We start from the raw sequence: 23,960 nt of genomic DNA on the forward strand, positions 1-23,960 counted from the left end.
ACCGCTGCTGCCGCGACATGCCGACGAAGGAACGATGCCGTCGCCTGTCGGCACTTTTCCACAGGGTGGTACGGGGTCTGTGGACAACCGGCAGCGGTCGATCGGTTCGCCCCCGAGCGGCGGTGCACGCGATGAGCCACGAACTCAGCGCGCCGGCGGTGCATAGATCAGCCCGCCCTCGGTCCAGCGAGCGTTCGGCGTGCCGGCCCGTCGCAAGCCGACCGGCTCAAGGTTGCGGGTGTAGATCTCGTCGTAGTTCCCGATCTGGCGGACCACCTGGTAGAAGGCATCGGGCTCCAGGCCCATCTTGGATTGCAGCTCGCCCTCACCGCCGAGCAGCCGGACCGCTTCAGCATCGAGCTGACCGCTTCCCAGCAGGTCGTCGACATTGGCAGAGGTGACGCCCTTCTCGTCGAAGATGATCGTGGCGAACACGGTCCAGTTGACGATGTCGCCGAACGTCGACTGGTTCGGCAGGTACAGCGGTGCCAGCGGCTCCTTGGAGAACGGCGCTGCGGGGAAGATCACCCACTCCTGGTCGCCCTCCTGCCTCGCCTTGCGGCCGACGAGTCCCGATCCGTCGGTGGTCATCAGGTCGCACGAGCCGTTGATGAAGCTGTCGGTGATGATGTCGAGATCCTCGAAGGTGGCCAGCTTGATCTCGACGCCCGCCGCGTCGACGGCGTCGGCGATGTTCTTCTCGGTGGTGGTGCCCGCGGTGGCGCAGACCGTCGCCCCCGCGATGTCTGCCACGGTGGACCCGGCGTCGAACCCGTCGCTGGCTCGCCCCATGAGCTGCTGACCGTCATAGAAGGTGACCGGCGCGAAGTCGAAGCCCAGGTCGCCGTCGCGGCTCTGCGTCCACGTCGTGGTGCGCACCAGCACGTCGATGACGCCGGTCTGCAGCGCCGTGAACCGTTCCGCCGATGTCAACGGCACGAAATCGACCGCGTCCGCGTCGCCGAGCATCACGATGGCCAGCGCGCGGCAGTAGTCGGCATCGAAGCCGGTGGTGCTGCCATCGGGCTGCGTCTCAGAGAACGCCACCGCAGCGCCGTACACACCGCAATTGAGGACCCCTCGGGATCGCACCGTCTCAAGCAGATCCACGTCCTGAGTCGCTTCGACCGGCACGGGCTGCGCGCGCGTCGTCGGCGCATCTGCGCCGGTGGGACCGCCAGAGCTGCAGCCCGCCACCAGCAGCACCGCGGCGGCGCCTGCACCGAGGCGTCGCAGTCCAGCGCCGATCAGTTCCATGCCGTGCCTCGCTCCCGCCGCGTTGGAGCTGTGGAGGTGAGGGGAATCGAACCCCTGGCCTCTTCGATGCGACCGAAGCGCTCTACCAACTGAGCTACACCCCCGAGGCGGGCGGCCGTCGAATATACCTGCGCAGCGGTGACTACTCGTTCGCCTGACGGCGCCGTGCCTATTCGTTCGCCTGACGGCACCGTGCCTATTCGTTCGCCTGACGGCACCGTGCCTATTCGTTCGCCTGACGGCGAATCATCCTGACGGTCGACGCGGTGGCGTGGTCTCGCAACGGCAGGTAGTGCACCTCGGCCGTCGGCGCCGCGCGGCGCCGGCGCACGACGAGCATGACGAATGCAGCCGACACCGCGAGCAGCGTGCCGAAGGCGGCGAGCGCCCAGATCGATCCGGTGGCCAGCGTGCCTGCGAGCGTCACCAGCGTGCACAGCATCAGCAGCGTGCCGATGTCTCGCCGGCGCACTGCCGCCTGCTTCGGCGTGGTCGGCATCGACGTGGATGGGCTCGTCCATCGTCGTTGCGGTCCGCCGGAGTGTCTCAGCGCATATTCCTGGGAGATCTGCGCGGCGGCCGGTGCTGAGCGGCCGAGTGAATCGAGTTGCTGGCGGAACTGGTCGACCGACGACGTCGCCCGTCGGCGGGGCCGGAACAGGCGCGCAACGTCAGGCGCCAAGACAACGATCCAGAGGATGGCCAGCAGCACCAGGACCAGTTGTGTCACGCATCACCTGCCTCGCCGGCGGGCCTGCCCACACAGGGTGCCATCTCGCGATGCGCACGCAGCGCATCGCTGATGAGGGAATTTGCCGAAGACTAGTGCTCTTCCCGCCGGTACGTGCCTGACTTGCCGCCGGTCTTCTCCCACAGCGTGAGGTCGCCGATGACCATGGACCGATCGGCCGACTTGCACATGTCGTAGATGGTGAGCGCAGCGATCGAACAGGCCGTCATGGCCTCCATCTCGACGCCGGTTCGGTCCACCGTCTCGACTTGGGCCTCGATCTCGATCCACGTATCAGCGATCTCGAAGTTCACATAGACGGCACCGACCAGCAGCGGGTGGCAGAGCGGGATGAGATCCGGGGTGCGCTTGGCGGCCTGGATGCCGGCCACCCGGGCAACCGCGATGACGTCGCCCTTGGCGATGGCCCCGCGGGCGACCAGCGATGCTGTCTCGGCTGCCATGTGCACACGGCAGCGAGCGATGGCGCGCCGGTGGGATGTCTCCTTGGGCGTCACATCCACCATGCGTGCCCGGCCCATCGGATCCAAATGGGTGAAGGGTGACTCGGCCACGACGTCAACCGCCTCTGTGTTTGATGGATCGGCGGCCTCAGCCGCCACTGTATTGACGGATCGGCGGCCTCAGCCGCCACTGTATTGACGGATCGGCGGCCTCAGCCGCCGATCTGACTCATCGTTCGCTTGGGTTTGATGAAATTGACCTGACCGATGGAGTGGCCGGCCCATTTTGTGCCCACTGCATCGCGGACTGCTGCTGCCAGCAGACCATCCAGTTCGTTGCCAGTTGCACCACCGCGCAGGATCGACCGCATGTCGAACTCGTCCAGCGCGAACAGGCAGGTGCGGAACTGACCTTCGGCAGTAAGTCGCACCCGGTCGCAGTTGCCGCAGAACGGCTTGGTGACGCTCGCGATGACACCGACGTGGCCGCCTCCGTCCAGGTAGCGGTAGCGCTCGGCGGGCTCATGGGCGCGCACCACGGGCTCGGTCGGGAACTCGGCCGATATTGCCGCCAGGATCTCATCGGCGGGCACGACGACGTCCGCGTTCCACACGTCCCCCGCCTCGAGCGGCATGAACTCGATGAAGCGGACCTCGACACCGCGCTCACGGCCGTACCGGGCGAATTCCACCACCTCGTCGTCGTTGATCCCTCGCATCATCACCGTGTTGATCTTCACCGGAGCGAGACCGGCGTCGATGGCGGCGTCGATGCCGTCGAGCACCCGGTCCAGCTCGTCGCGGCGGGTCAGCTCAAAGAACCGGTCGCGCTGCAGCGAATCGAGGCTGATGTTGATGCGCGACAGACCGGCGGAAGCCAGCGGCTTGGCGTGCAGGCGCAGCGTGGCCCCGTTGGTGGTCAGGGCGACGTCGACGCCGAGCGCGGCAAGGCGCTCAACCAGGCGCGGCAGATGTGCGCGCACCAAGGGCTCGCCGCCGGTCAGACGGATGCTCTCGAAGCCGAACCGTTCGACGCACACCTTGGCGAATCGCTCGATCTCCTCGAAGCTCAGGATCTCCGATCGGGGCAGCCACGTCATGCCTTCGGCGGGCATGCAGTACTGGCAGCGGAAGTTGCAGCGATCGGTGACCGAAATGCGCAAGTCGCCTACGGTCCGGCCGAACGGATCGATGAGATCCTCCGCCCGCGCCGGAGCAACGACACCTGCTGCACTCTTCACTGGCCTGAGCGTACCCAGCGGAGCAAGAGCTCTTCGAGGCGACGGGAAGTTGTTCAGTCCAACAGCAGCACGTCGACTGGTTCGCCTGCACGGACCCCGCCGCCGTCGGGCACGACCGCCAGCGCGTTGGCCTTCGCCATGGCCCACAGCATGTGCGAGCCCTGCCCCCCGGCGGAGCGGACCTCGATGCCGCCGCCGTTCGGCGTCGCCAGCACCCGCATGAAGTGCGTCTTGCCGTCGGCACGCCGCGGCAAGTCCTCGGTGGCCGTGGCCGCAACGGCCGGCCGGATGGGATCGGGATGGCCCATCATCGAGCGCAGACCCGGACGCGCGAAGAGTTCGAACGACACCATCGACGAAACCGGATTGCCCGGCAAGCCGAAGACCGGAACATCGCCCACCGTTCCGAACGCCAGCGGCTTCGCCGGCTTGATCGCCACTTGCATCCAGCGCATGTCGCCGATGCGGTCGAGCACGGCCTTCACGTAGTCGAAGTCCCCCATGCTGACGCCACCCGAGGTGACGATGGCGTCGCATGTCTGAACACCTGTCGTGATCGCAGTTTCGATCTCGTCGGGATCGTCCCGGGCAAGTCCCAAGTCGACGCAGGTGACGTCAGCCCGCTGCGCCAACGCCAGCAGGGTCCGGCGGTTCGAATCGCGGATCTGACCAGGCTGGAGCGGGCTGCCGTCATCGACGAGCTCATCGCCCGTGGACAGCACGCCGACTCGCAGCCGCGGGAACACCTCCACCTCAGTCAGCCCGAGGCTGCACAGCACGCCGAGATGGCCCGCAGTGAGCTCCGTTCCGGTACCAAACACGTGGGCGCCAGCGTGCAGGTCATCGCCAATCGGCCGCACATGGTTGCCCGGCGGAACGCTCACCTCGATGCGAACGACCTCGCCATCCGCGCTCGGGCTGTCGACGACGGCCGTGCGCTCCACCATGACTACGGCATCAGCGCCCGGCGGGATCGTCGCACCGGTCATGATGCGACTGGCTTCGCCGGGACCCACGGTGACCTGCGGGGCATGACCCGCTGGGATCGTTTCGACGACCCGCAGCTCGCACGGGGCGTCGGCGACGTCGACGGACCGGACGGCGAATCCGTCCATGGCGGTGTTGGCGAACTGCGGAATGGCCTCTGCGGAAACGATCTCGCTGGCCGTCACCAAGCCCAATGCGTCAGCGATGGGCACATGGGTCGGCTTGCGCGCCTCGCATCGGTCCAGGACGAACTCGCGAGCGGTCTCGAGCGGCAGCACAGGGCGCAATGTACCTGCGTGTGGCTACCGATCTCGCAAGATGCCCCGGCCGGACAGGATCCGAGCGATCTCAGGACGGCGTGCCTCGAGTTCCGCCGGATCTTTCACCGGCTGGAAGCGCCCGTCGGGACCGTTGGCGGGCACGAGCAGCATGGAGGTGTCCGTGAAGGCCGACAGCTCTCCGATCAGGCGCTCGAACTGCACGATCTCAACACCGTCGACCTGCTTGCGCACCTCGAACCACGTCAGCGGCCAACTTGCCTCGAACACCTCGATGTCGCCGATCAGGGAGTTGGTGTTCGCAGCACCCGTCGCCAGCGGATCGATTCCGGGCGGCAGGCGGAACGTCTCGACGATCTGCAGCTGCCCGTCCACGCGCCAGGGGGAACCGCCCGGTGCGTGCCCCTCGACGACTTCGCAGGTGAGCGTTGCCGCGCTCGCCAGATGCGCCCCGATCACTGCGGGGTCCAGCGTGGCCGCAGCGTTGTCCACGTTCGTGACGAACAGGTGCCGCCCGCCGCTGCGGGCGAATTCGTCCAGCAGTCCGCACTGCTGCATGGCCCAGGGAGCGTCGCCGTGCCCCGGCGCGTACAGCGAGACGGCGCCGTCGGCGTTGCGGAACAGCTCGCCGCCGGGGGTGAGGCGTATCGACACGCCTTGGGGAGCGATGCCGACCCGAACCGCGGCTGAAGCCGACGCGGCCGCCCAGTCGCGCAGCACGTCGTCGGATTGGAAGCTGGTCATGAGCCACAGGGGAATGGCGCAGCCCAGCTCATCGGCCAGGCGCCGCAGGTCGGCCAGCTTGGCAGCGGCAAATGTCAGGCCCGGAAGCGCCTCGGCCAGCGCCTTCACACCGCCGCCGAAGCGGGTGGCCATGCCTCCGGCCAGCAGCAAAACGCCCACCTGCCCGGCGGCGATCGCCTCGCGGCCGACTTCGGCCAGCCGGTCTCGCTCGGCCGTTCCCGACGGCGGCAACCTGGTGAGGTCGTCGTCTGCGGGCGGCTCAATGTGGCCGAGGACCCGATTCGCGTCCCCTCCCGCGTGCTGCGCTCCGGTGAGCCGGCCACGCAACAGATCGAAGCGTTCGGCGTCGAAACCGTAGGCGGCGAGCGTCTCGGCGGCGCTCCGGTCGATGCCGTAGCGCTCGACGAGCTCAACGACGCCCATGGCGTCTGAAGCTAGAGGATGACCGGACCGGCGAGCCCTCTCGCCGTCGATTCTCTGAGGCACCCGCATGCAGTCAGTGGCTACACTGCTCGGCGGCTCAAGCTCAGGCACGCGGAGGCCTCATGCCGACCTACCAGTACCGCTGCACGGACTGCGGTCAGTCCTTCGAGCGCTACCAGAGCTTCTCCGACGATCCCATCACGGTGTGCCCCCTGCCTGCCGGCCCGCTGCCCGACGCCGGGCCGCCTGACGACAGCGCAGCGGTCAATGGGGCCCAGGTGAACGGGGCGGACGGCAACGGAACAGCACCGGCGTGCGGTGGCGAGGTCCGCAAGATCTTCTCCAACGTCGGCATCAGCTTCAAGGGCAGCGGCTTCTACCGCAACGACAGCCGGTCCTCTTCGGGCTCGTCGTCGAGCTCAACGTCATCAAGCGATTCAACAAGCGACTCAGCAAGCAAAGCATCGGCCTCTTCGGACAGCAGCTCCTCGAACGGCACGTCGAGCTCAACGGTCGGGGCCGCCTCGGCGTCAGGCTGACGCCTCCAGCATCGAGACAAGCCCGCAGCGGCCCGGCCGCTGCGATGGCTTCGCGACGGAGGCTCTCATGGCGCTCATCTCACAGCTCGGCGACCTCTGGCGACGTCGCCCCAATACGGTGCACTGGGCCGCAGTGGGCGTCGTGGCGCTCGTGGCCCTGGTGCTCGTGGCTGGCATGGCCGGCCGGGCACGCTCGGCCGCTGCCGCATGGGGCACGTCGGTGCGAGTGCTGGCCGCGCAGACCTCCTTGGCGGTGGGGAGCTCACCGGCCGAGCACGTCGATCTGGTGGAAGTGCCGGCTCATCTCGTTCCTGCCGGAGCGCTCACCAGTGCAATCGGTCTCAGCGAGCTGACCCGTGCCGTGCCGCGGGGCGCGTTGCTGACTGAGTTGGACTTCAGCCCCGCCTCCGGGGTCAGCCCGGGACGCCGGGGCATCGGCATCAGCGTCGTCCACCATGCGCCCGATGTGAATCCCGGCACGCCCGTCGAACTGATGCTGTTCGCCGACATCGATCCGTTCGATCCCGACGCGAGCCATGCAGATGTCGCCCGCGTGCCCGCCTTCGTCCTGGCCTCATCCCGGGACCGATGGCTTGTCGAGATCGAGCCTGTGCACCTCGACCCAGTGGCGCGAGCCAGCGCTACGGGCGTTGTGGTTCCTGTCGTGCTCAGCGCAGACCGCTGATGGCCGCCACGGCCACGGCGGCTGCGAGTGCCAGGCGGTAGCCGGCGAACAGCGCGAACGGCGATCGCTGCGGACGACGGCCGGTTCTGTCCAGCAGCCACACCATGGCAGCCACCCCAGCCCACGACGACACCGCGGCGGCGACGCCACCGACGATGAACAGCTGCATCTGTGCGTCGCTGGGCGCAGCATCCCCCAGGGTTGCGAAGCGGTACACGCCCGCACCTGCAATGAGCGGCAGGCTCATGAGAAAGGCCAGTCGTGCTGCTGCGGCTCTGTCGAAGCCCAGCCAGCGGCCCGCCGTGATGGTCACACCCGAGCGGCTGACACCTGGAAGCAGTGCGGCTGCCTGCGCGAGCCCCATGCCGGCTGCGTCGCGCAGCCGGTAGGAGTCCTGGGATCGCTGCGCGCCGCGCGCGTGCGCGGCTACGTCGGACCGCCACAGCAGCCAGCCGAAACCGGCCAGCAGCGCGGCGATCAGCAGCGGCTGCTCGGCGAGATCGAGCAGCCGGTCCTCCAGCGCGAGGCCGACCGCGGCGGCGGGAACTGCCGAGACGGCCAAGCTCACGGCAACCTGGGTGTCGCGCTCAGCGCGGCCGGTGATGCCGCGCCAGAGCGCTGCGGCGTAACGCGCGATGTCCGTGCGCAGGTACCACGTGGCTCCGGCCAGCGTGCCGACATGCAGGGCCACGTCGAAGGCGTTCTCCAGCTCGGTGTGCCCATCGAAGAGGTCCCAGCCGGCCAGCCAGGGCACAACTTCGAGGTGAGCGCTCGACGAGACGGGGAAGAACTCGGTCAGGCCTTGCAGCAGGCCGAGCACGATCGCTCTGGCGACCTCTGCGACCGTGACGAGATCACCCAACGCAAGAGCCTCTAGTCGTCGCTCCCCACCGATGGAACGATGCGCGGTCTCCAGCGGCGGGGCGGGTCGTAGTGGTGGCCGACCGCCCAGCCCTGGCGCATCGACGCCAGGAAACTGGCCGGATCGTTGTCGTCGAAGTCGGGCATCTCGAGATACGCGCCCCCGAGTGCCTCTGCCACGTGGGCGTCGCTGCCGGCTCCCGGTGCCAAGCCGTGCTCGCCCGCATAACGCGCCGCTCGCGAGTTGAGGCTGTTGAGGCTGGTCTTGGAGTTCAACACCTCCATGCCGTCGACGAGGCCTTCGGCGACCAGCTCATCGAGCACGTCGTGACGGAGGTTGTTGCGCAGCGGATCGAACGGGTGCGGGATGTAGACGAGCCCGCCTTGTGCCTTCACCGCTTCGGCTGCGGCCACCGGTGCCAGCCCCTGCGGCACCCGTTCGGTCAGGAATAGGCCGATGATCTCACCGGCATGGGTCTTCATCTCCTCGCCCACCACCACCCGGGCATCCAGCTCGCCCTGCAGCTGCTGAGCACCTCGAACGGCATTGTGATCGGTGATGCACACCACGTCGATGCCGCTCTCGGCGAGGCACTGCGCGAACTCCTCCGGCGTCGTCGTCGAATCGCCCGACCACATGGTGTGCGTGTGGAAATCCGCCCGCACCCAGCCCGACGGGCAATCATCTGCCAGATGCGGGTGCCGCTCGACGGCGGCGGGAGCGGGTGGTCGAGGCACGGCTCACACTCCCGACAGCGCGACATCGGCGACCACCAGCGGGGGCATCGACATCCCTCCGGCGAGCGGCTCGGCCGTCGCTCCGATACCGCAGATCCCCAGCAGCATCCGTTGCAGCGTGGACGCGATGGTGGCCTCCCTGAACGGCTCGGCCAGCTCGCCGCCTGCGATGCGATGTCCCCAGGCGCCGACCGAGAAATCGCCGCTGGTGGGATTGACCCCGCTGTGCAGGCCGCTGACGCCCCTCACCAGCACGCCGTCGGAGACCGACGCGTTCAGCATGTCATTGGGTATCTCGCCGGCGCTGACGACCGGCGCGTGGATCCCCACTCCCGGAACCGACCGGGTGCCGCGCACCGCCGACCCGGTCGAGGCCGTGTTCGATCGGCGGGCGGTATATGCGTTGTGCAGGAAACCGCCGAGCACGCCTGCGGTGATCAGCGCATTGCGCCGCGCTGCAAGCCCCTCGCCGTCGAAGTTCGTGGCGCCCAGCGTCGCCGGATCGGTCGGGTCATCGAACAGGCTCAATCGCTCATCGGCAATCTGCTCGCCGACGCGGTCGGCGAACGGCGAGCGCCCCTTGAGCACGCTGTCCGCGGCGAGCACGCTCGCGACCACACCAATGAAGGCGGCAGCGACCGACGGGGCGAGCACAACCGGCAGCCGCTCGCTGGGCGGCTTGGTCGCGCCGAGCTGTCCGGTGGCCAACGCCGTCGACTCGCTCACGACCCGTTCGATGTCGAGCTGATCGGGTCGCCGGGCTGCATCGCCGGCGTAGCCGATCTGGGTCTCGTCGCCGTCGGTGGCGAGCGGCTGGGCGCCGATCGAGCAGCTTCCCGCCGAGGTCTGCACGCAGATGCCCGTGCTCGACGCCAGGGCCGACTGCGACCAGCCGTCGCTCCACGCGGCGACACGCACGCCGGAGATACGCGGATCGGCTTCCAGGCAGCGACGCTCGAGATCGATCGCCGCGGCGATCTTGTCGGCATCGGAAACGCCGAGGACTGCCGGGTCGTCGAGTTCCAGTCCGGGCGGCTCCATGCCGTCGGGTTCGGCAAGCCGCTGGTGCGGATCGGACTCTGCGAAGGCGACATTGCGGCGGGCCGCCTCCAGCGTGTCCGACACGACGTCGGGATCCAGCGAGCCGGCGGACGCGAATCCCTGGCGCCCGTCGTCGACGACTCGCACGCCGATGGCCGCGGTCACGCCCGAACGCAGCGATTCCACCTCGCCGTTGTACGCCCGCACCGTGGTGGAGCGCCCCGTCGAGACGCACACCTCGATCTGCTCGTCGCCGGCGGCCCGCTCGCACACTCGCTGCGCGAGCCGGGCCAACTCATCAGGGTTCACGCGCGATCACACCCCGCCGCTCACGCACAGTCACACCCCGCCGCTCACGCACAGTCACACTCCGCCGCTCACGCGGCGGTGCCCCCGACGGTCAGGGCTCGCACCCGCAGGGTGGGCTGGCCGTCGCCCACCGGGACGCCCTGGCCGTCCTTGCCGCACGTTCCCGGATGCCCCATGGCGAAGTCATTGCCGAGGGCGTCGATGTCGAGGAGCACCTGGGGACCGTTGCCGATCAGGTTGCCCTCGCGCAACGGCTCGGTGATCTTGCCGTCCTCGATGAGGTAGGCCTCGGTCATGCCGAACACGAAGTCGCCGGTCGCCGTGTTCACCTGACCGCCGCCGAGCTGGGCCACGTACACGCCCTGGGGTGTGTCAGAGATGATGTCGTCGGGGTCGATGTCGCCGTTCGTGACGAACGTGTTGGTCATGCGGACCATCGGCAAGTGCGTGTAGCTCTGGCGACGACCGTTGCCCGACGGTGCACGCCCATCATCGCGGCTGCGCAGCCAGTCCCACATGTAATCGGTCAGCACACCGTCGGAGATCAGCTCATTCCGCTGCGTCATATGGCCCTCGTCGTCGATGCGCAACGCTCCCCACTCGGGTCCCATCGTGCCGTCATCCACCAGCGTCACGCCCTCGGCCGCCACTGCCGAGCCCACCCGATCCCGGAACACCGACGCGCCCTTGCGCACCAAGTCGGCCTCCAGACCGTGGCCGCAGGCCTCGTGGAACAGCACGCCGCCGCCGCCCCGGGCGATCACCACGGGCACCTCGCCGCTGGGCGCCGGGCGGGCCGCCAGCTTCGTGACGGCGCGCTGTGCCGCTCGCTCGGCCAGCTCTGCCGGATCGCAGCCGTCGAACAGCTCCCACCCGACCGTGTAGCCGACGGTCTCACGACCGGTCTGCAGACCGCCGTCTCCGCTCGCCACGCAGCTCACCGAAAACAGCGTGCGAACCTGATCATCCGCCGCGCAGATGCCGTTGGTGTTGGCCACCAGGATCCGCCGCCGGCTGTCGCCGTAGCGGGCGGTGACCTGGGTGATCGCCTCATGGGTCGAGCGAGCGGCCTCGTCCGCCGCCTTGAGCAGCGCCACCTTGTGCTCGGTGCCGATGGCTGCCGGCAGCACCTCGACGCGAGGCTCCGCCACGCCGTCGCCGCGGAAGGACGCCATGTCGACCGTCCCGCCGGCCGGTGAGCGGGTCGCCACCGCCGCCGCGGTTCGCGCCGCATCCGCGAGTCCCTCGGGCGTCAGGTCGGAGGTGTGTGCATAGCCCGTGATGTCGCCGGCGGTGACCCGGATGCCCACACCGCGGTCCCGGCCCGAGTTCATCTCCTCAACGCGGCCTTCGTCGAACAGCACGCCCGTCGAGGATCGGTCCTCGGCAAACAGCTCAGCCCACTCGCCGCCTGCGTCCAGTGCCGCTCGCAACGTCGCATCCACGACATCGAGGTCAACGAGCGGCTCCGCCGTGACACTCGCGGTGGTCGGCGTGTCTGCTGTCTGTGTCATATCGCTGCCAAGAGTCTGAGAATCGGCACGGACCCGAACTGCGACCGCGCTGCGGTCGCACGTGGACCGCACCATCGCCACACTATTGTGCGAAGCCACGTGAGACGCTTCGTGAGGGAAGTGCGCCGCGGGGCTGTATCCAGTGCCGCAGTGAGCGGGCTTCGTGGGAGAGCAGCCTGAGTGCGCATCCCGCACGGCCTCGTCACGGTGCTCCGCGTCGGCGCAAGCGCAGGCCTTCTCACGTGGCTGCTGATCGTCAGCCGAGATGAGCTGTCGGCGCTCAACCTCGATTCCAAGAGTGCTGCTGCTGCTTGGCTGACTGCCGCTGCGCTCGTCATCGCAGCTGCATTTGTCATGGCGGCCGTGCGCTGGTGGCAGGTGGCCGACACGCTCGATGTCGCGGTGTCGGGCCGCTCGGCGCTGTCCATCTACCTCGCCGCGTTGTTCGTGGGCAACTTCCTGCCCACCACCATCGGCGGCGACGTGCTGCGCGTCAACCGCTTGGGTCGCATCTGCGGCAGCAGAGCCAACGCATTCGCCACCGTCATCATCGAACGGCTGACGGGGTGGGTCGTCTTGCCGCTGCTCACGCTGGCTGCGCTGGTATCGCAGCCGAGCCTGCTGCGGCACTCCGGGGGGCAGATCGCCGGCGGGCTAGCGCTGGGGACGCTGGTGGTGCTCGCCTTCATCGTCTGGGTGGCAGAACATCCTCGAGGACTCGGCCGACTCGCGGGCGGCACCCGCATACGGGAAGGTCTTGGCGCAGTGCACACGGGCCTGAGCGTGTTCCGGCGACAACCCCAAGCCGCTCTCCGGCTGCTCGGCATCGGTCTGGCCTACCAGTTCCTCCTGGTGGTGGCCACCGCCCTCGCGGGCGCCGCCATCGGGGTGAATCCAGGTCTTCGGGCCTGGCTGGCCTTCGCGCCGATGGTCTTGATCGTGCAGAATCTGAGCGCAGTCGGCGGTCTAGGCGTGCGCGAGGGTGCTCTCGTGCTGTTCCTCGATGCCCACGGCGTCAACGAGGGCGAAGCCGTGCTGCTGGGCTTGCTGGTGTACGCGCTGACGCTGCTGGTGAGCCTGACGGGGGCCCCAGCGCTGGCGCTGGGCGGGCGTCGAAAGCGCGGCAAGGCGACCGCGGAAGTACCGCTCAGGCCCTGAGTACCCTTGGGCCGCGAATGCACCTCGCCAAGCTCACCAGTCCGGCCGACCTGCGAGCGCTCAGCTCTGCACAGCTTGACGAGCTCTGCGCAGAGATACGGCACTTCATCGTGCAGGCTGTCTCGCGCACCGGTGGGCATCTGGGGTCAAACCTCGGCGCCGTAGAGCTCACGGTGGCGCTGCACCGGGTCTTTGAATCACCACGTGATGTCATCGTCTGGGACACCGGCCATCAGGCGTACGTGCACAAGCTCATCACCGGCAGGCGCGATGGCTTCGAGAAGCTGCGACAGCGGCACGGCCTGTCGGGATACCCCAGCACGTCTGAGTCTCCCCACGATGTGGTCGAGAACAGCCATGCGTCGACGTCGCTGAGCTGGGCGTCCGGTCTCGCCACGGGCTTTCAGCTCACCGGTCATGAGCACCGGCGTGTTGTTGCCGTGATCGGCGACGGCTCCATGACCGGCGGCATGGCCTTCGAGGCGCTGAACAACCTCGGCCACTACGCCCAGCGAGCGTTGATCGTGCTCAACGACAACGGCCGCTCGTACGCACCGACGGTCAGCCGGCTCTCCACGGTGATGTCTCGGCTGCGGCAGTCGCCCCACTACGTGCAGGGCCGCCGAGCGGTGGACCACCTGCTGGAGCGAGTGCCGTTGGGTGACGGCGTGCGGCGGAGCCTCGACAGCGCCGCCGCCGCAATGCGCGAGATGTGGGAACCCCCGGCATTCTTCGAGACGCTGGGGGTGCGCTACGTCGGTCCGGTCGACGGGCACGACATCACGGCCATGGAATCGGCATTCCGCGACGCCGCTGCCTACGCAGACGGACCCATCGTGGTTCATGTCGTCACCCAGAAAGGGCGCGGCTATGCGCCCGCCGAGCACGACACCGAGAAGCACCTGCACGACATCGGCCTGTTCGACCCTGTCACCGGAGCCTCGCCTGCAGCGGCCCCCGCCGCACCGACTGTGCCCGATGAACCGGTTCGGCAAGCCGAACCGACTGTGCCCGGTGAACCGGTTCGGCAAGCCGAACCGACCGTGCCCAATGAACCGGTTCGGCAAGCCGAACCGGTTGTGCGCGACTACACCGCTGTCTTCACCGAGACGCTCATCGCGGCAGCGCGACGCAACCGTGATCTCGTCGCGATCACCGCAGCCATGCCTGGTTCCACCGGACTGCTGCCGTTCCAGCGCGAGTTTCCCGATCGCTTCTATGACGTCGGCATAGCCGAGCAGCACGCGTTGACCTCAGCCGCGGGCATGGCGCGCGCCGGGCTCCGACCGGTCGTAGCGGTGTACTCGACTTTCCTGGCACGGGCCTTCGACCAGGCGCTGTACGACATCGGCCTGCACCGCCTCCCTGTCATCCTCTGCATCGACCGCGCCGGCATCACGGGTCCGGACGGCGCATCCCATCACGGCCTCTACGACATAGCCATGCTCACGCGGATTCCGGGCATGACGGTGTTCGCGCCGTCAGGACCCGACGAGCTGCCCATCGCATTCGCGCAGGCTCTGGAGATCACCGACGGCCCTGTAGCAATTCGCTGGCCCCGCGGCAAGGGCCCGGTGGCCGGAACAGTCCAGCAGCAGGATGCCGCGACGAGCGGCATGCGCGCACAGGCCCGCCAACACCGCTCAGGACCGGATGCCTGCCTCCTGGCCGCCGGCCAGACTCTCAACGCAGCGATCGAAGCCACCGAATTGCTCAGTGCTGAAGGCGTGGATGTCTCACTGTGGGACCCGAGAGTCCTCAAGCCGCTCGACCGCGCCATGCTGCTGGACGCCGCCGCACACCCGCTGGTGGCGACTGTGGAGGACGGTGTACGCGTGGGCGGCTTCGGCAGCCTCGTCAACGATGCGCTCCAACAACTCGACGCCCCGACCGTCCCGCGCATCACCCAGCTGGGAGCACCCGACGCATACCTCCCCCACGGCACGGCCGCCGAACTGCACGCCGAACTCGGCCTCGACGCCGAGGGCATCGCTGCCGCAGTAACCAAGACCCTCGCCCGCATCACCGCCTAGGCACGCGAAACGGCCCGGAGCAGGTGCCCCGGGCCGTCAAGCGTTGAGTTGTGAGAGCTAGCCCAGCTCGGAACCAACAACCGAGACGAAGCTCACCGCGGCCCCAGGCTGCCCGCCCAGGTTGTGCGTCAGCCCCAGCGTCTTGCCCTGCTCGGTCACCGAGGGGATCTGCCGCTCAGGCGGGGCCTGACCGCGCAGCTGCAACCAGCACTCGAACAGCATCCGCAGGCCGGATGCGCCGATCGGGTGGCCGAAGCTCTTCAAACCGCCGTCGGGATTGACCGGGAGGTCGCCGTCGAGGTCGAACGTGCCGGCCATGGCTTCCTTCCAGCCCAGGCCTCGCTCGGCAAAGCCGAGGTCCTCCATCAGCACCAGCTCGGTGGGCGTGAAGCAGTCGTGCACCTCGGCCATCGCGATCTGCGAGCGCGGGTCGGTGATGCCGGCCTGCTTGTAGGCCTCGGCCGCCGATGCCACAACCTCACGGAACGTCGTGTAGTCGTAGGTGCTGTCGAGCGCACCGGTTGCCGGACCCGAAGCGAAGCTGAGCGCCTTGATGTACAGCGGATTGTCGCAGTACTTGTGGGCGTCCTCAGCCCGGACCAGGACCGCGGCGGCCGAGCCGTCGCTGACGCCCGAGCAGTCGAAGATGCCCAGCGGACCAGCGATCAGCGGCGAGCCGGCGATGGTTTCCTTGGCCACTTCCTTGCGAAACTGCGCCCGCGGGTTCAGCGAGCCGTTGCGGTGGTTCTTCCAGGCGATACGGGTGAGGACTTCCTTCATGGTGTCCTCGTCGAGCCCGTACTTGTGGGCGTAGGCCGGTGCCAGCAGGCTGAACGTGGCCGGTGCCGTGATGGTGGAATCGGTGCCGTCGCTCGGCGGGCGAGCGCCTGTCAGACCCGAGTAGCCCGAGTCCTTCAGCTTCTCTACACCGATGGCCATCACCATGTCGTAGGCACCCGAAGCGACTGCATAGGCAGCGTTGCGGAACGCCTCAGAGCCGGTGGCGCACATGTTCTCGAGCCGGGTGACCGGCTTGTAGTCGAGCTGCAGCGGCTTCGACAGTGTCAGGCCGGAGACGCCCGAGCCCATCGTGCCGAGCCAGAAGGCGTCGATGTCGTCCTGGGTGACGCCAGCGGATGCATACGCATCGTGCGCAGCGTCGGTGAGCATGTCATCGACGCTGCGATCCCAGTGCTCGCCGAATTGGGTGCAACCCATCCCGACGATCGCGACCTTGTCGCGAATGCCATGTGAACTCATGTGTGCCTGCCTTGTGGTGAGTTGTGGGTACTTGACATTATGGCCGCTGGCAGCCAGTTCGTGCTGCGTCAACCCGCAGCCGGGCGAGCCTTCCAGAAGTAGTTGTGGATTCCCTCAGCTGTGTACAGCCGGCGGAAGGTCATCTCGACGCGGTCGCCGATGCGCACCTCTTCAGGGTCGACGTCGGTCATCTCGGCCTGGAAGCGGCCGCCGCCGTCGTAGTCGATGACCACGGCCACCATGGGCGGCGACAGCGAGAACGCCAGCCGGTCGACGGTGAAGGTTGCAATGGTGGCCGGGATGTCTGCCATGCGGACCGGCTCCATATCGTCGACGGCGCCGCCTTCCATGGACACTCGCATGGGGGGCATGTGGATGGCGCCCGAGCTGCGGTCACGCGAACCGATCAGGGCGTACTTCCAGTCCTCTGATCGGAATGCGGGGGGTGCGCCTGGCCGTTCCGGGTCGGGACGCCGGGGCGGCTCACGATCCAGGAACCCGCGCCACGTCAGGTACTGGTTGTAGTCGAGCGCGTCGTTGCCACCCTCGATCTGGGACCCAACGGTGCGGAACGGCTCGTAGTCGGCGATGGCATCGGTGGTGTGCATCACCGTTGCAGTAGCGCCGTCTGCCAGCCGGATGATGAGGTAGTTCTGGTTGGGCTCAGCGTCGTCAAGGATCGATGCCACCACCAGGCCTGTTTGTGCCCCGCCGGCGTTGCCGATCTGGGACGTGAGGTCGTTCACCAGCTTGTCGCCGGCCAGTCGCGACACGCCTCGCGCCGCCCGAGCGTGCATGCCGGTCACCGAGACCCCGTCGATGTCGTCCATGGTGAGACCAGCAGCGGCCAGGGCACGTTCGACGGCGCGCTGCGCAAGCGGCAGGTAGGCCTGCTCGCCGAAGCGTTCTTCCCACACGCGTGAGAAGTCGTCGCCGGGTTGGCGGTAGCGATCGAGGAATTCAGCGACTTCGGTTGCCGAACCGAGTTCGTGAGCGATGATCGGCGCCGAGCTTCCGTCGCCGATCAGAAAGGCGGCCGCGCCGTCGCCGCCGCTGGCTTCGTCGCCGCTGGTCGGCCGACCGGTGCGAATGTCGGACAGGACCATCAAGTTGTCGCCTGGGGCGTTCAGCGCCAGCCCCAGGGCGGCCTCAATCGAACGGGGGGCGCCGTTGAGGTCGAGAGCCGTGACCGAAGACGGCAGGTTGAGCGCCGCGTGGATGGCAGTGGCGTTGGTCTTGTCGAGGTAGGCCGGATTCGAAGTCGAGAAGATCACGCGGTCGACAGCGGCGTCGCCGCTGCCGCCCCGCAGGCAGTTGCGCGCCGCCTCGACGCCCAGCGTGGTGGTGTCCTCGTCGTAGCTGGCCACGGCACGGTGACCACGGCCGCCGCCGGCACCCATGGCCGCGGTGATCCTCGACCGGTCGAGCCGCCAGTAGGGCACGTAGGTGCCGTACCCGATGATCCCTCGTTCCGCCATGTTGTCTCTCCCCGATGCGAATCCTCAGCCGGGCTCCGATGCGGCCGGCACATACGGCCGTCTGGCTCACCCCAGCCAGCGCAGGAGCCTACGAGGATGCGCCGTCGGGTGTTGAGTCAGCCGGCAGCGACGACGCGGAAGGCCTCGGCAAGCCGGCCCTCGGGCAAGCCGCCGGCGCGGGCCGTCTCGCTGGACCATTCGCGCAACCGGCCGTCAAGGTCTTCCATGTGCTCGGTCTGGCTGCGGTGCTCGCGCAGCGCTGCAACCTTGTTCTCGAAGGTGTCGGTGATGTCGACGTAACGATTCGGTTCCGTGCCGATGAGCCAGATCTCGCTGACGTTGTGGGGCTTGTGGCCCTCGTCGAGGAGTTCGGGGAAGGCACGCGGGTTGCGACTGTCGGGGTACACGGCCGCCAGCGCCGCCGTGGCAGTAGCCAAGTGATCCGGGTGGGAGATGTAGATGTGGTCCCAGTTGGGGATGGTGGTCTGGCACAGCACAACCTCGGGTCGCTGGATGCGGATCACCCGTGCGATGTCGCGGCGCAAGCCCAGGTCGGCCACGACCATGCCGTCGGGATGGCCGAGCCAGTGCAGATCGCTGACGCCCACTTGCGCTGCCGCCGCAGTCTGCTCAGCTTGGCGCATGGCGGCCAGCTCGGCGGGCGTGTGCGACAGGTCGTCGTCGCCCGCCTCGCCGCTGGTGGTCAGGCAGTACGCCACGTGACATCCGGCCGAGGTCAGTGCGGCGACGGTTCCCGCCATGCCGAAGTCGATGTCATCGGGATGAGCCACGATGATCAAGGCCCGTTCGGGCGCTTCGATGTCGCCCTGATCGGTGAGGATCGTGCCCACAGCCACTGCCTTTGACGCTTGAGGGGTTGCTGCGATGCGATGCCGTTGCTGGGACGCAGTGCCTAGGTGAAGTAGGGGTTCTCGCCTGAGGCGTGGTCGGTGAGGTCGACCACCCGCTCGACTTCGGGAATCAGCTCACGCAACGTGCGCTCGATGCCGGCGGTGACCGTTGCGTTGGCCATGCCGCAGCCCTGGCAGCCGCCGCCCAGCTTGACGACGACGGTGTCGCCCTCGACTGATACCAGTTCCGCGAAGCCCCCGTGAGCGGCAATCGAGGGGTTGATGCGCTTGGTCAGCACCTCGCGGACGTTGTCTTCCACGGTGCCGTCGAGGTCGAGCTGTGCATTGGGTCCGAGATCGGGACGGTTCGGGTTGCGCAGCACCAGACCCGGTTGGTTCGCATTGGACGGCAGGTCCAGCGAGGCAGCGTCGAGCTTGGCGACGTCCCGATCAGGAATGAGCACCGTCAGGCCCTCCCCGACCGCGAACGGCACGTCCGACGCATCGGCTTCGGCCAGCAGCTCGAAGGCGAGGTCGTAGGTGTAATCGACGCCCTGAGCGCCGGTCACCTCGATGCGAAGCGCCAGCTGCTCGCCGTCGACTTCGCTCGCACGCAGCTCGAGGATCTTCTCCAGGGCCGCAGGGGTGACCGAAAAGGTCTCCCTGCGGGTCTCCATCATCGATTCGCGCATCGCATCAGCGGGAGCCATCTGGTCACTCAGGGCCATGTTGGCAGCCTACTGACGGCATCGGACGTCGCCGTGGGCGCTCTCAGCCGTGAATTCGCGAAGGGCGGTAGTGTCCCGCGGGTTCGGGCCCCGCCGGCGCGGGGCAACACGCACCAAGGGGACCCCATGTCATTCCGAGCGCTGATGCTGCATGAACAGGATCGAACCGTCTCAGCCGAACTGGCCGACGTCGACGACAGCGAGCTGCCCGACGGCAACGTCACGGTCGCCGTGGAGCACAGCACCCTGAACTACAAGGACGGGATGATCCTCGGCGGGATCGGCAGGCTGGTGCGCACGTATCCGCATGTGGGGGGCATCGACTTCGCCGGCGTTGTGGAGTCGTCAGACGACAGTCGCTTCACGGCGGGCGATCGGGTGGCGCTGACCGGCTGGCGAGTCGGCGAGACCCACTGGGGCGGGTACGCCGAGCGGGCCCGTGTGGACGGTGACTGGCTGGTGCGGCTGCCCGATGGGCTGTCGACCTTCGACGCGATGACCATCGGTACTGCCGGGTTCACCTCGATGCTGGCCGCCCAAGCGCTGGAGAACCACGGCATCGGATCGGGCCCGGTGCTGGTCACGGGCGCCGCCGGCGGGGTCGGCAGCGTCGCGGTGCACCTGCTCTCGGCGGCCGGCCATGAGGTCGCCGCGAGCACCGGCAGGCCGCAGACCGCTGATTACCTGCGCAACCTCGGTGCCTCTGAGATCATCGACCGGACGGAGCTGTCCGACCCGCCGCAGCGGCCGCTCGGCAGCGAGCGATTCGGCGGCTGCGTGGACGCGGTGGGCGGGACCACGCTGGCGAATGTGCTGACGCAGATGTCGTACGGCTCGAGCGTGGCTGCGTGCGGCCTTGCCGGGGGCAATGGGCTCGACACCACGGTGATCCCCTTCTTGCTGCGGGGTGTGAACCTGCTGGGCATCGACTCAGTGATGTGCCCCTACGAGCCGCGCGCGGCGGCATGGCAGCGGTTGGACGAACTCGTGGATCGAGACTTGCTGGCGTCGATGGCGACGACGGTGGGTCTCGGCGACCTGGCCGCTCTCGGGCCGAAGATCCTGGCCGGTGAGGTACAGGGGCGCACTGTTGTCGACGTGCGCGCCTGACGCCGCGTCTGTCGATGTGCGCGTCTGACGGGGCGCCGGGCTAGAGCACCGAGGCAATCGCCGCGAAACCGGTCAGCAGCATCGCGGCCACCACGAGCACCGCTGTCCACCACAGTCCGGGGCTGCGCTGGCGCAACGGGCGCAGGTTTCCCGCCGCGTCGTATCGATGCCGCGTCATATCAGTGTCTGCCCATGACCGAGCTTCAGCCCTTCAGCCTCCACTCGATGGCACCGATCTCGTTCTGGACCTCGACTTCGATGTCCTGTGTCGCTCCCGTGTCGGAGCGCTCGAGCGTGCACAGGAAGGTATGCCCCACTGACACCACCAGATACTGGTCGTCGCCGCAGTCGGCCTGGACGCCGAAGCCCAACGCGGTCGCCGCTTCGGCGCCCAGCGCCGTCTCGGTGGCGTTGACCTGCATCACTGCTTGCCGCGGCCGGATCTCCCGGCGGCCCTGCTCGTCGATGATCGTCACTTGTGCCTCGTAGAACGCCCCCTCCACGAGTCCGTCGCACAGGAACGTTGAACCCGGCCTGATGGGCGCATCCTCAGGGCAGTCGATGTCGACGATCTCGGCCGGCGCCACCACGCTCTGCAGGTAGTCCTGCACCTCGCGCTCGACCTGCGACTGATCGGCACCGCCGCCGCAAGCCGCCAGCACAGCCGCCGCAGACACGGCCAGCGCGACCAGCGACAACCCGCTCCTGCATCGCTGCAACCTGAACGAACGCCCGCGCACGCAGGTCGGCTCCGACGCGGGCGGTCCAATCAATTCAGCGACCTCCAGGTGGGGCTGACGGGACATTAGCCCTTGTTCTGCCGAACCTAGGCGAACCCTCGCTCAGATGAAAGGTCGCTCCTGGTAGCGGCCGAACACGTCGGCCAAGGCGTTGGTCACCTCGCCCACGGTCGCCCGGGTCCGGACGGTGTCGATGAGGTGCGGCATGAGGTTGGCGTCGGTCTCGGCCGCCCGGCGAAGCGACAGCAGTGCCTCGTCAACGGCAGCCTGACTGCGATCGGCGCGGACCTGCTGCAGTCGCTTGATCTGGCGCTGCTCATCGTCGTTGGTGATCTTCAGCAGGTCGATGTCGTCGTCTTCGCTGCCCTCGGTGAAGGCGCTGGCGCCCACCACAACCCGGCGGCCCGCGTTCACCTTCTTCTCGAACTCATACGCCGCATCGGCGATGCCGGACTGGTACCAGCCGTCGTCGATCAGCCGGAAAGCCCCCTCGAGCATCGAGCCGTCACCGGCTGCGTCGATGTGGGCGAACATCTCGGTTGCCTCGGCTTCGAGCTTGTCGGTCAGCTCCTCGATGAACCAGCTGCCTCCGAGCGGATCGATGACGTTGGCCGCCCCGGTCTCGTGAGCGATGATCTGCTGCGTCCGCAGGGCGATCCGGGCTGCCTTGTCGGTCGGCAGCGCCAAAGCCTCGTCCATGGAGTTGGTGTGCAAGCTCTGGGTGCCCCCCAGCACGCCGGCGAGCGCTTCGATGGCGGTGCGGGCGATATTGATCTCGGGCTGCTGCGCGGTGAGCGATACCCCGGCGGTCTGCGTGTGGAAGCGCAGCATCATCGACCGCTCGCTCTGTGCGCCGTACCGGTCGCGCATCCATCGCGCCCAGATGCGCCGTGCCGCCCGGTACTTGGCGATTTCCTCGAAGAAATCGATGTGGGCATTGAAGAAGAAGCTCAGGCGCGGTGCGAATTCGTCGGTGGACAGTCCCCGCTGGGCCGCGGCTTCGACGTAGGCGAACCCGTTCGCCAGCGTGAAGGCCAGCTCCTGTGCAGCCGTCGAGCCGGCTTCGCGAATGTGGTAACCGCTGATCGACACCGAGTTCCACCGGGGCATTTCCTGGGTGGCGAACTCGATGGTGTCGGCGACCAAGCGCATCGACGGACGCGGCGGGTACACCCATTCCTTCTGGGCTTGGTACTCCTTGAGGATGTCGTTCTGCAGGGTGCCGCCGAGGTTGCTGCGGTGTGCGCCGTGCTCTTCGGCGTTGGCGACAAACATGGCCCAGATGGTCGCCGCAGGCGCGTTGATGGTCATGGATGTCGTGGTCGCTTCGAGGTCGATGCCGTCGTACAGCGTCGCCATGTCCTCGATCGAGTCGACGGCGACACCGCAGCGGCCCACCTCGCCCAGTGACATGACGTCGTCGGAATCGAGGCCCATGAGCGTGGGCATGTCGAATGCCGTCGACAGGCCGCCGCCGCCAGCCTCAAGGATCTCGTGGAAGCGCTTGTTGGTGTCCTCCGGCGTCCCGAAGCCGGCGAACATCCGCATCGTCCACAGGCGCCCGCGGTAGCCGCTGGCGTGCACGCCACGCGTGTAGGGGAACTGGCCGGGCCAGCTGACATCGGAGCCGGGCTCTGCGTCGTCGGGCGCGTACAGCGGATCGAGCTCGAGACCGCTCATCGTCTCGAAATCGGCGTCGCGCACCGGGTTGGCGTCGAACTCCGCTTGCCAGCGCTCGCGTGTCACCAGGCGTCTCCTGTCCTGGGGAGCCTCGTCGGTGCTGATCCGATCTCGGCACCCGTGTCGCATTCGCGCTCGCAGTGTAGGCACGCACCGGGCCGCAGGCCGCGGCTGCCGTCACCATGCGTTGCAAATCGCCGGGCTGCGCGATGAGCCTCTATCCGGTGAGCGGGTCGACGGGTCCTTGCCCACTGCCGAGACGGCGAGTCGCCCCCGCCGAAATGGCGCGCGTCGTCAACTCGCGGGCAGCGTCGATCGCAGCATCAATCTCCGTGCCCTTCGCCAGCTCGGCGCAGATGGCGGCCGAGAAGACGTCGCCAGATCCTCGGACGTTGCGGGTCTCGATGCGCGGCGCCGACAGCAACCGGACGGCGCCGCCCCGGACCACGACGTCGGTGATGGTGGTGCCCGTCCGAAGCCGGCCGCCGGTGACGACAACGGCGTCGGGACCGGTGGCAGCGAGCTCGCGCGCCGCCTCGATCCATGCCTCGACCTCGTCGCCGAGGTCTCTGCCCACCAGTCGGCCTGCCTCGAGATGGTTGGGCGTCACCACGCGGGCGCCCGGCAGCAGACGCGTCGCAACGGCTCGCTCAGCTTCCGCGCTGAGCATGGGCTCGCCGGCCCCGTTGACCAGCACCGGATCCACGACCAATTGGGGCAGGCGGCGGGCAGCCACCGATGCAACGGCTGCGACGGTCTCTGCGGTGAGCAGCAGTCCAGTCTTGGAAGCCGCAACGGGCATATCGTCGAGCACGGCGTGAATCTGCGCTGTCACCAACTCGGCATCCACGGGCTGCGCCTCGCGGAACTCGACGGTGTTCTGCGCCGAGACGAGCGTCAGCGCGAAGGTCCCGTGGACGCCGGCCGCCGCAAACGCTCGCAGGTCCGCAGCAAGGCCCGCGGCTCCCGAGGAATCGGCGCCTGCGATGGTCAGCGCCGTGGGCGCCCACGCGTGCTGTCCGGGCGCATCGAGATGCTCGCTGCTGGTTCCACCGGTCACGTCCCAAGTACAACAGTTCGAAACGCCGCGCGGCAGTCACCAGACCGCTTG

At 68.1% G+C, this 23,960-nt stretch carries 23 protein-coding genes and 1 tRNA gene; 5 read left to right on the top strand and 19 right to left on the bottom strand.

Features of this window, described 5'->3' with window-relative positions; all coding sequences use genetic code 11:
• Positions 1 to 144 precede the first annotated feature (144 nt).
• The 7 genes from ACOGXE_RS04905 to ACOGXE_RS04935 form a co-directional block, all read right to left on the bottom strand.
• Positions 145 to 1,257 (bottom strand): amino acid ABC transporter substrate-binding protein, encoded by a 1,113-nt coding sequence (locus ACOGXE_RS04905; RefSeq protein WP_419932832.1) that lies wholly within the window; start codon positions 1,255 to 1,257, stop codon positions 145 to 147.
• Positions 1,258 to 1,288: 31 nt separating this feature from the next.
• Positions 1,289 to 1,361 (bottom strand) — tRNA-Ala (locus tag ACOGXE_RS04910).
• Positions 1,362 to 1,480: 119 nt separating this feature from the next.
• Positions 1,481 to 1,987, bottom strand: coding sequence for a hypothetical protein (locus tag ACOGXE_RS04915; RefSeq protein ID WP_419932833.1), 507 nt, complete (start codon positions 1,985 to 1,987; stop codon positions 1,481 to 1,483).
• Positions 1,988 to 2,079: 92 nt separating this feature from the next.
• A complete protein-coding gene (gene moaC / locus ACOGXE_RS04920; RefSeq protein ID WP_419932834.1) occupies positions 2,080 to 2,562 on the bottom strand; it encodes a cyclic pyranopterin monophosphate synthase MoaC in 483 nt (160 codons plus the stop codon).
• A 101-nt stretch (positions 2,563 to 2,663) separates the two neighbouring features.
• Positions 2,664 to 3,692, bottom strand: a complete 1,029-nt coding sequence (moaA, locus tag ACOGXE_RS04925) for a GTP 3',8-cyclase MoaA (RefSeq protein ID WP_419932835.1) — start codon at positions 3,690 to 3,692, stop codon at positions 2,664 to 2,666.
• Between the two features lie 53 nt (positions 3,693 to 3,745).
• Positions 3,746 to 4,957 carry a gephyrin-like molybdotransferase Glp gene (gene glp, locus ACOGXE_RS04930; RefSeq protein WP_419932836.1) on the bottom strand — a complete coding sequence of 404 codons (1,212 nt, stop codon included), beginning with the start codon at positions 4,955 to 4,957 and terminating at the stop codon, positions 3,746 to 3,748.
• A gap of 24 nt (positions 4,958 to 4,981) precedes the next feature.
• Entirely contained in the window at positions 4,982 to 6,124 is a 1,143-nt protein-coding gene (locus ACOGXE_RS04935; RefSeq protein WP_419932837.1) for a UTP--glucose-1-phosphate uridylyltransferase, read from the bottom strand.
• Between the two features lie 122 nt (positions 6,125 to 6,246).
• On the opposite strand from ACOGXE_RS04935, the gene ACOGXE_RS04940 reads away from it, so the two are divergent.
• Positions 6,247 to 6,663, top strand: a complete 417-nt coding sequence (locus tag ACOGXE_RS04940) for an FmdB family zinc ribbon protein (protein WP_419932838.1) — start codon at positions 6,247 to 6,249, stop codon at positions 6,661 to 6,663.
• A 67-nt stretch (positions 6,664 to 6,730) separates the two neighbouring features.
• Positions 6,731 to 7,348, top strand: coding sequence for a hypothetical protein (locus ACOGXE_RS04945; RefSeq protein ID WP_419932839.1), 618 nt, complete (start codon positions 6,731 to 6,733; stop codon positions 7,346 to 7,348).
• Here ACOGXE_RS04945 and ACOGXE_RS04950 read toward each other — a convergent pair.
• The 4 genes from ACOGXE_RS04950 to ACOGXE_RS04965 all read right to left on the bottom strand — a co-directional run bounded on the left by ACOGXE_RS04950 (position 7,332) and on the right by ACOGXE_RS04965 (position 11,811).
• A complete protein-coding gene (locus ACOGXE_RS04950) occupies positions 7,332 to 8,210 on the bottom strand; it encodes an undecaprenyl-diphosphate phosphatase (RefSeq protein WP_419932840.1) in 879 nt (292 codons plus the stop codon). The two genes, ACOGXE_RS04945 and ACOGXE_RS04950, sit on opposite strands and share 17 nt — an antisense overlap.
• Before the next feature lie 11 nt (positions 8,211 to 8,221).
• Positions 8,222 to 8,947, bottom strand: coding sequence for a PHP-associated domain-containing protein (locus ACOGXE_RS04955; RefSeq protein ID WP_419932841.1), 726 nt, complete (start codon positions 8,945 to 8,947; stop codon positions 8,222 to 8,224).
• A gap of 3 nt (positions 8,948 to 8,950) precedes the next feature.
• Entirely contained in the window at positions 8,951 to 10,297 is a 1,347-nt protein-coding gene (locus tag ACOGXE_RS04960; protein ID WP_419932842.1) for a TldD/PmbA family protein, read from the bottom strand.
• A 68-nt stretch (positions 10,298 to 10,365) separates the two neighbouring features.
• Positions 10,366 to 11,811 (bottom strand): TldD/PmbA family protein, encoded by a 1,446-nt coding sequence (locus ACOGXE_RS04965; protein WP_419932843.1) that lies wholly within the window; start codon positions 11,809 to 11,811, stop codon positions 10,366 to 10,368.
• Between the two features lie 180 nt (positions 11,812 to 11,991).
• Here ACOGXE_RS04965 and ACOGXE_RS04970 point away from each other — a divergent pair, with 180 nt between their 5' ends.
• The gene (locus tag ACOGXE_RS04970) at positions 11,992 to 12,969 is read left to right on the top strand and encodes a lysylphosphatidylglycerol synthase transmembrane domain-containing protein (protein ID WP_419932844.1); all 978 of its coding nucleotides are present in this window, start codon (positions 11,992 to 11,994) and stop codon (positions 12,967 to 12,969) included.
• A 17-nt stretch (positions 12,970 to 12,986) separates the two neighbouring features.
• Entirely contained in the window at positions 12,987 to 15,002 is a 2,016-nt protein-coding gene (locus ACOGXE_RS04975) for a 1-deoxy-D-xylulose-5-phosphate synthase (RefSeq protein WP_419932845.1), read from the top strand.
• Positions 15,003 to 15,059: 57 nt separating this feature from the next.
• Here the strand turns inward: ACOGXE_RS04975 and ACOGXE_RS04980 are convergent, their stop codons facing one another.
• From ACOGXE_RS04980 to ACOGXE_RS04995, 4 genes are all read right to left on the bottom strand, one after another.
• Positions 15,060 to 16,262, bottom strand: a complete 1,203-nt coding sequence (locus tag ACOGXE_RS04980; protein WP_419862696.1) for an acetyl-CoA acetyltransferase — start codon at positions 16,260 to 16,262, stop codon at positions 15,060 to 15,062.
• Positions 16,263 to 16,330: 68 nt separating this feature from the next.
• Positions 16,331 to 17,740, bottom strand: a complete 1,410-nt coding sequence (locus tag ACOGXE_RS04985) for an OB-fold domain-containing protein (protein WP_419932846.1) — start codon at positions 17,738 to 17,740, stop codon at positions 16,331 to 16,333.
• A 116-nt stretch (positions 17,741 to 17,856) separates the two neighbouring features.
• On the bottom strand, positions 17,857 to 18,597 hold the full coding sequence (locus ACOGXE_RS04990; RefSeq protein WP_419932847.1) for a PIG-L deacetylase family protein: 741 nt from the start codon (positions 18,595 to 18,597) through the stop codon (positions 17,857 to 17,859).
• Between the two features lie 56 nt (positions 18,598 to 18,653).
• Entirely contained in the window at positions 18,654 to 19,319 is a 666-nt protein-coding gene (locus tag ACOGXE_RS04995) for a NifU family protein (RefSeq protein ID WP_419932848.1), read from the bottom strand.
• A 126-nt stretch (positions 19,320 to 19,445) separates the two neighbouring features.
• Between ACOGXE_RS04995 and ACOGXE_RS05000 the strand changes: the two genes are divergently transcribed.
• Complete coding sequence (locus ACOGXE_RS05000) at positions 19,446 to 20,429, top strand: MDR family oxidoreductase (RefSeq protein ID WP_419932849.1); 984 nt, start codon at positions 19,446 to 19,448, stop codon at positions 20,427 to 20,429.
• A gap of 40 nt (positions 20,430 to 20,469) precedes the next feature.
• Here ACOGXE_RS05000 and ACOGXE_RS05005 read toward each other — a convergent pair whose 3' ends face one another.
• The 4 genes from ACOGXE_RS05005 to thiD all read right to left on the bottom strand — a co-directional run bounded on the left by ACOGXE_RS05005 (position 20,470) and on the right by thiD (position 23,909).
• Complete coding sequence (locus ACOGXE_RS05005) at positions 20,470 to 20,607, bottom strand: hypothetical protein (protein ID WP_419840199.1); 138 nt, start codon at positions 20,605 to 20,607, stop codon at positions 20,470 to 20,472.
• 25 nt (positions 20,608 to 20,632) lie between these two features.
• Complete coding sequence (locus ACOGXE_RS05010; RefSeq protein ID WP_419932850.1) at positions 20,633 to 21,127, bottom strand: DUF4333 domain-containing protein; 495 nt, start codon at positions 21,125 to 21,127, stop codon at positions 20,633 to 20,635.
• Between the two features lie 144 nt (positions 21,128 to 21,271).
• Positions 21,272 to 22,915 (bottom strand): acyl-CoA mutase large subunit family protein, encoded by a 1,644-nt coding sequence (locus ACOGXE_RS05015; RefSeq protein WP_419932851.1) that lies wholly within the window; start codon positions 22,913 to 22,915, stop codon positions 21,272 to 21,274.
• Positions 22,916 to 23,066: 151 nt separating this feature from the next.
• Complete coding sequence (gene thiD, locus ACOGXE_RS05020; RefSeq protein ID WP_419932852.1) at positions 23,067 to 23,909, bottom strand: bifunctional hydroxymethylpyrimidine kinase/phosphomethylpyrimidine kinase; 843 nt, start codon at positions 23,907 to 23,909, stop codon at positions 23,067 to 23,069.
• Between the last annotated feature and the right edge of the window lie 51 nt (positions 23,910 to 23,960).

The organism is Candidatus Poriferisodalis sp., assembly GCF_965208555.1.
Classification (GTDB): Bacteria; Actinomycetota; Acidimicrobiia; order Acidimicrobiales; family Poriferisodalaceae; genus Poriferisodalis.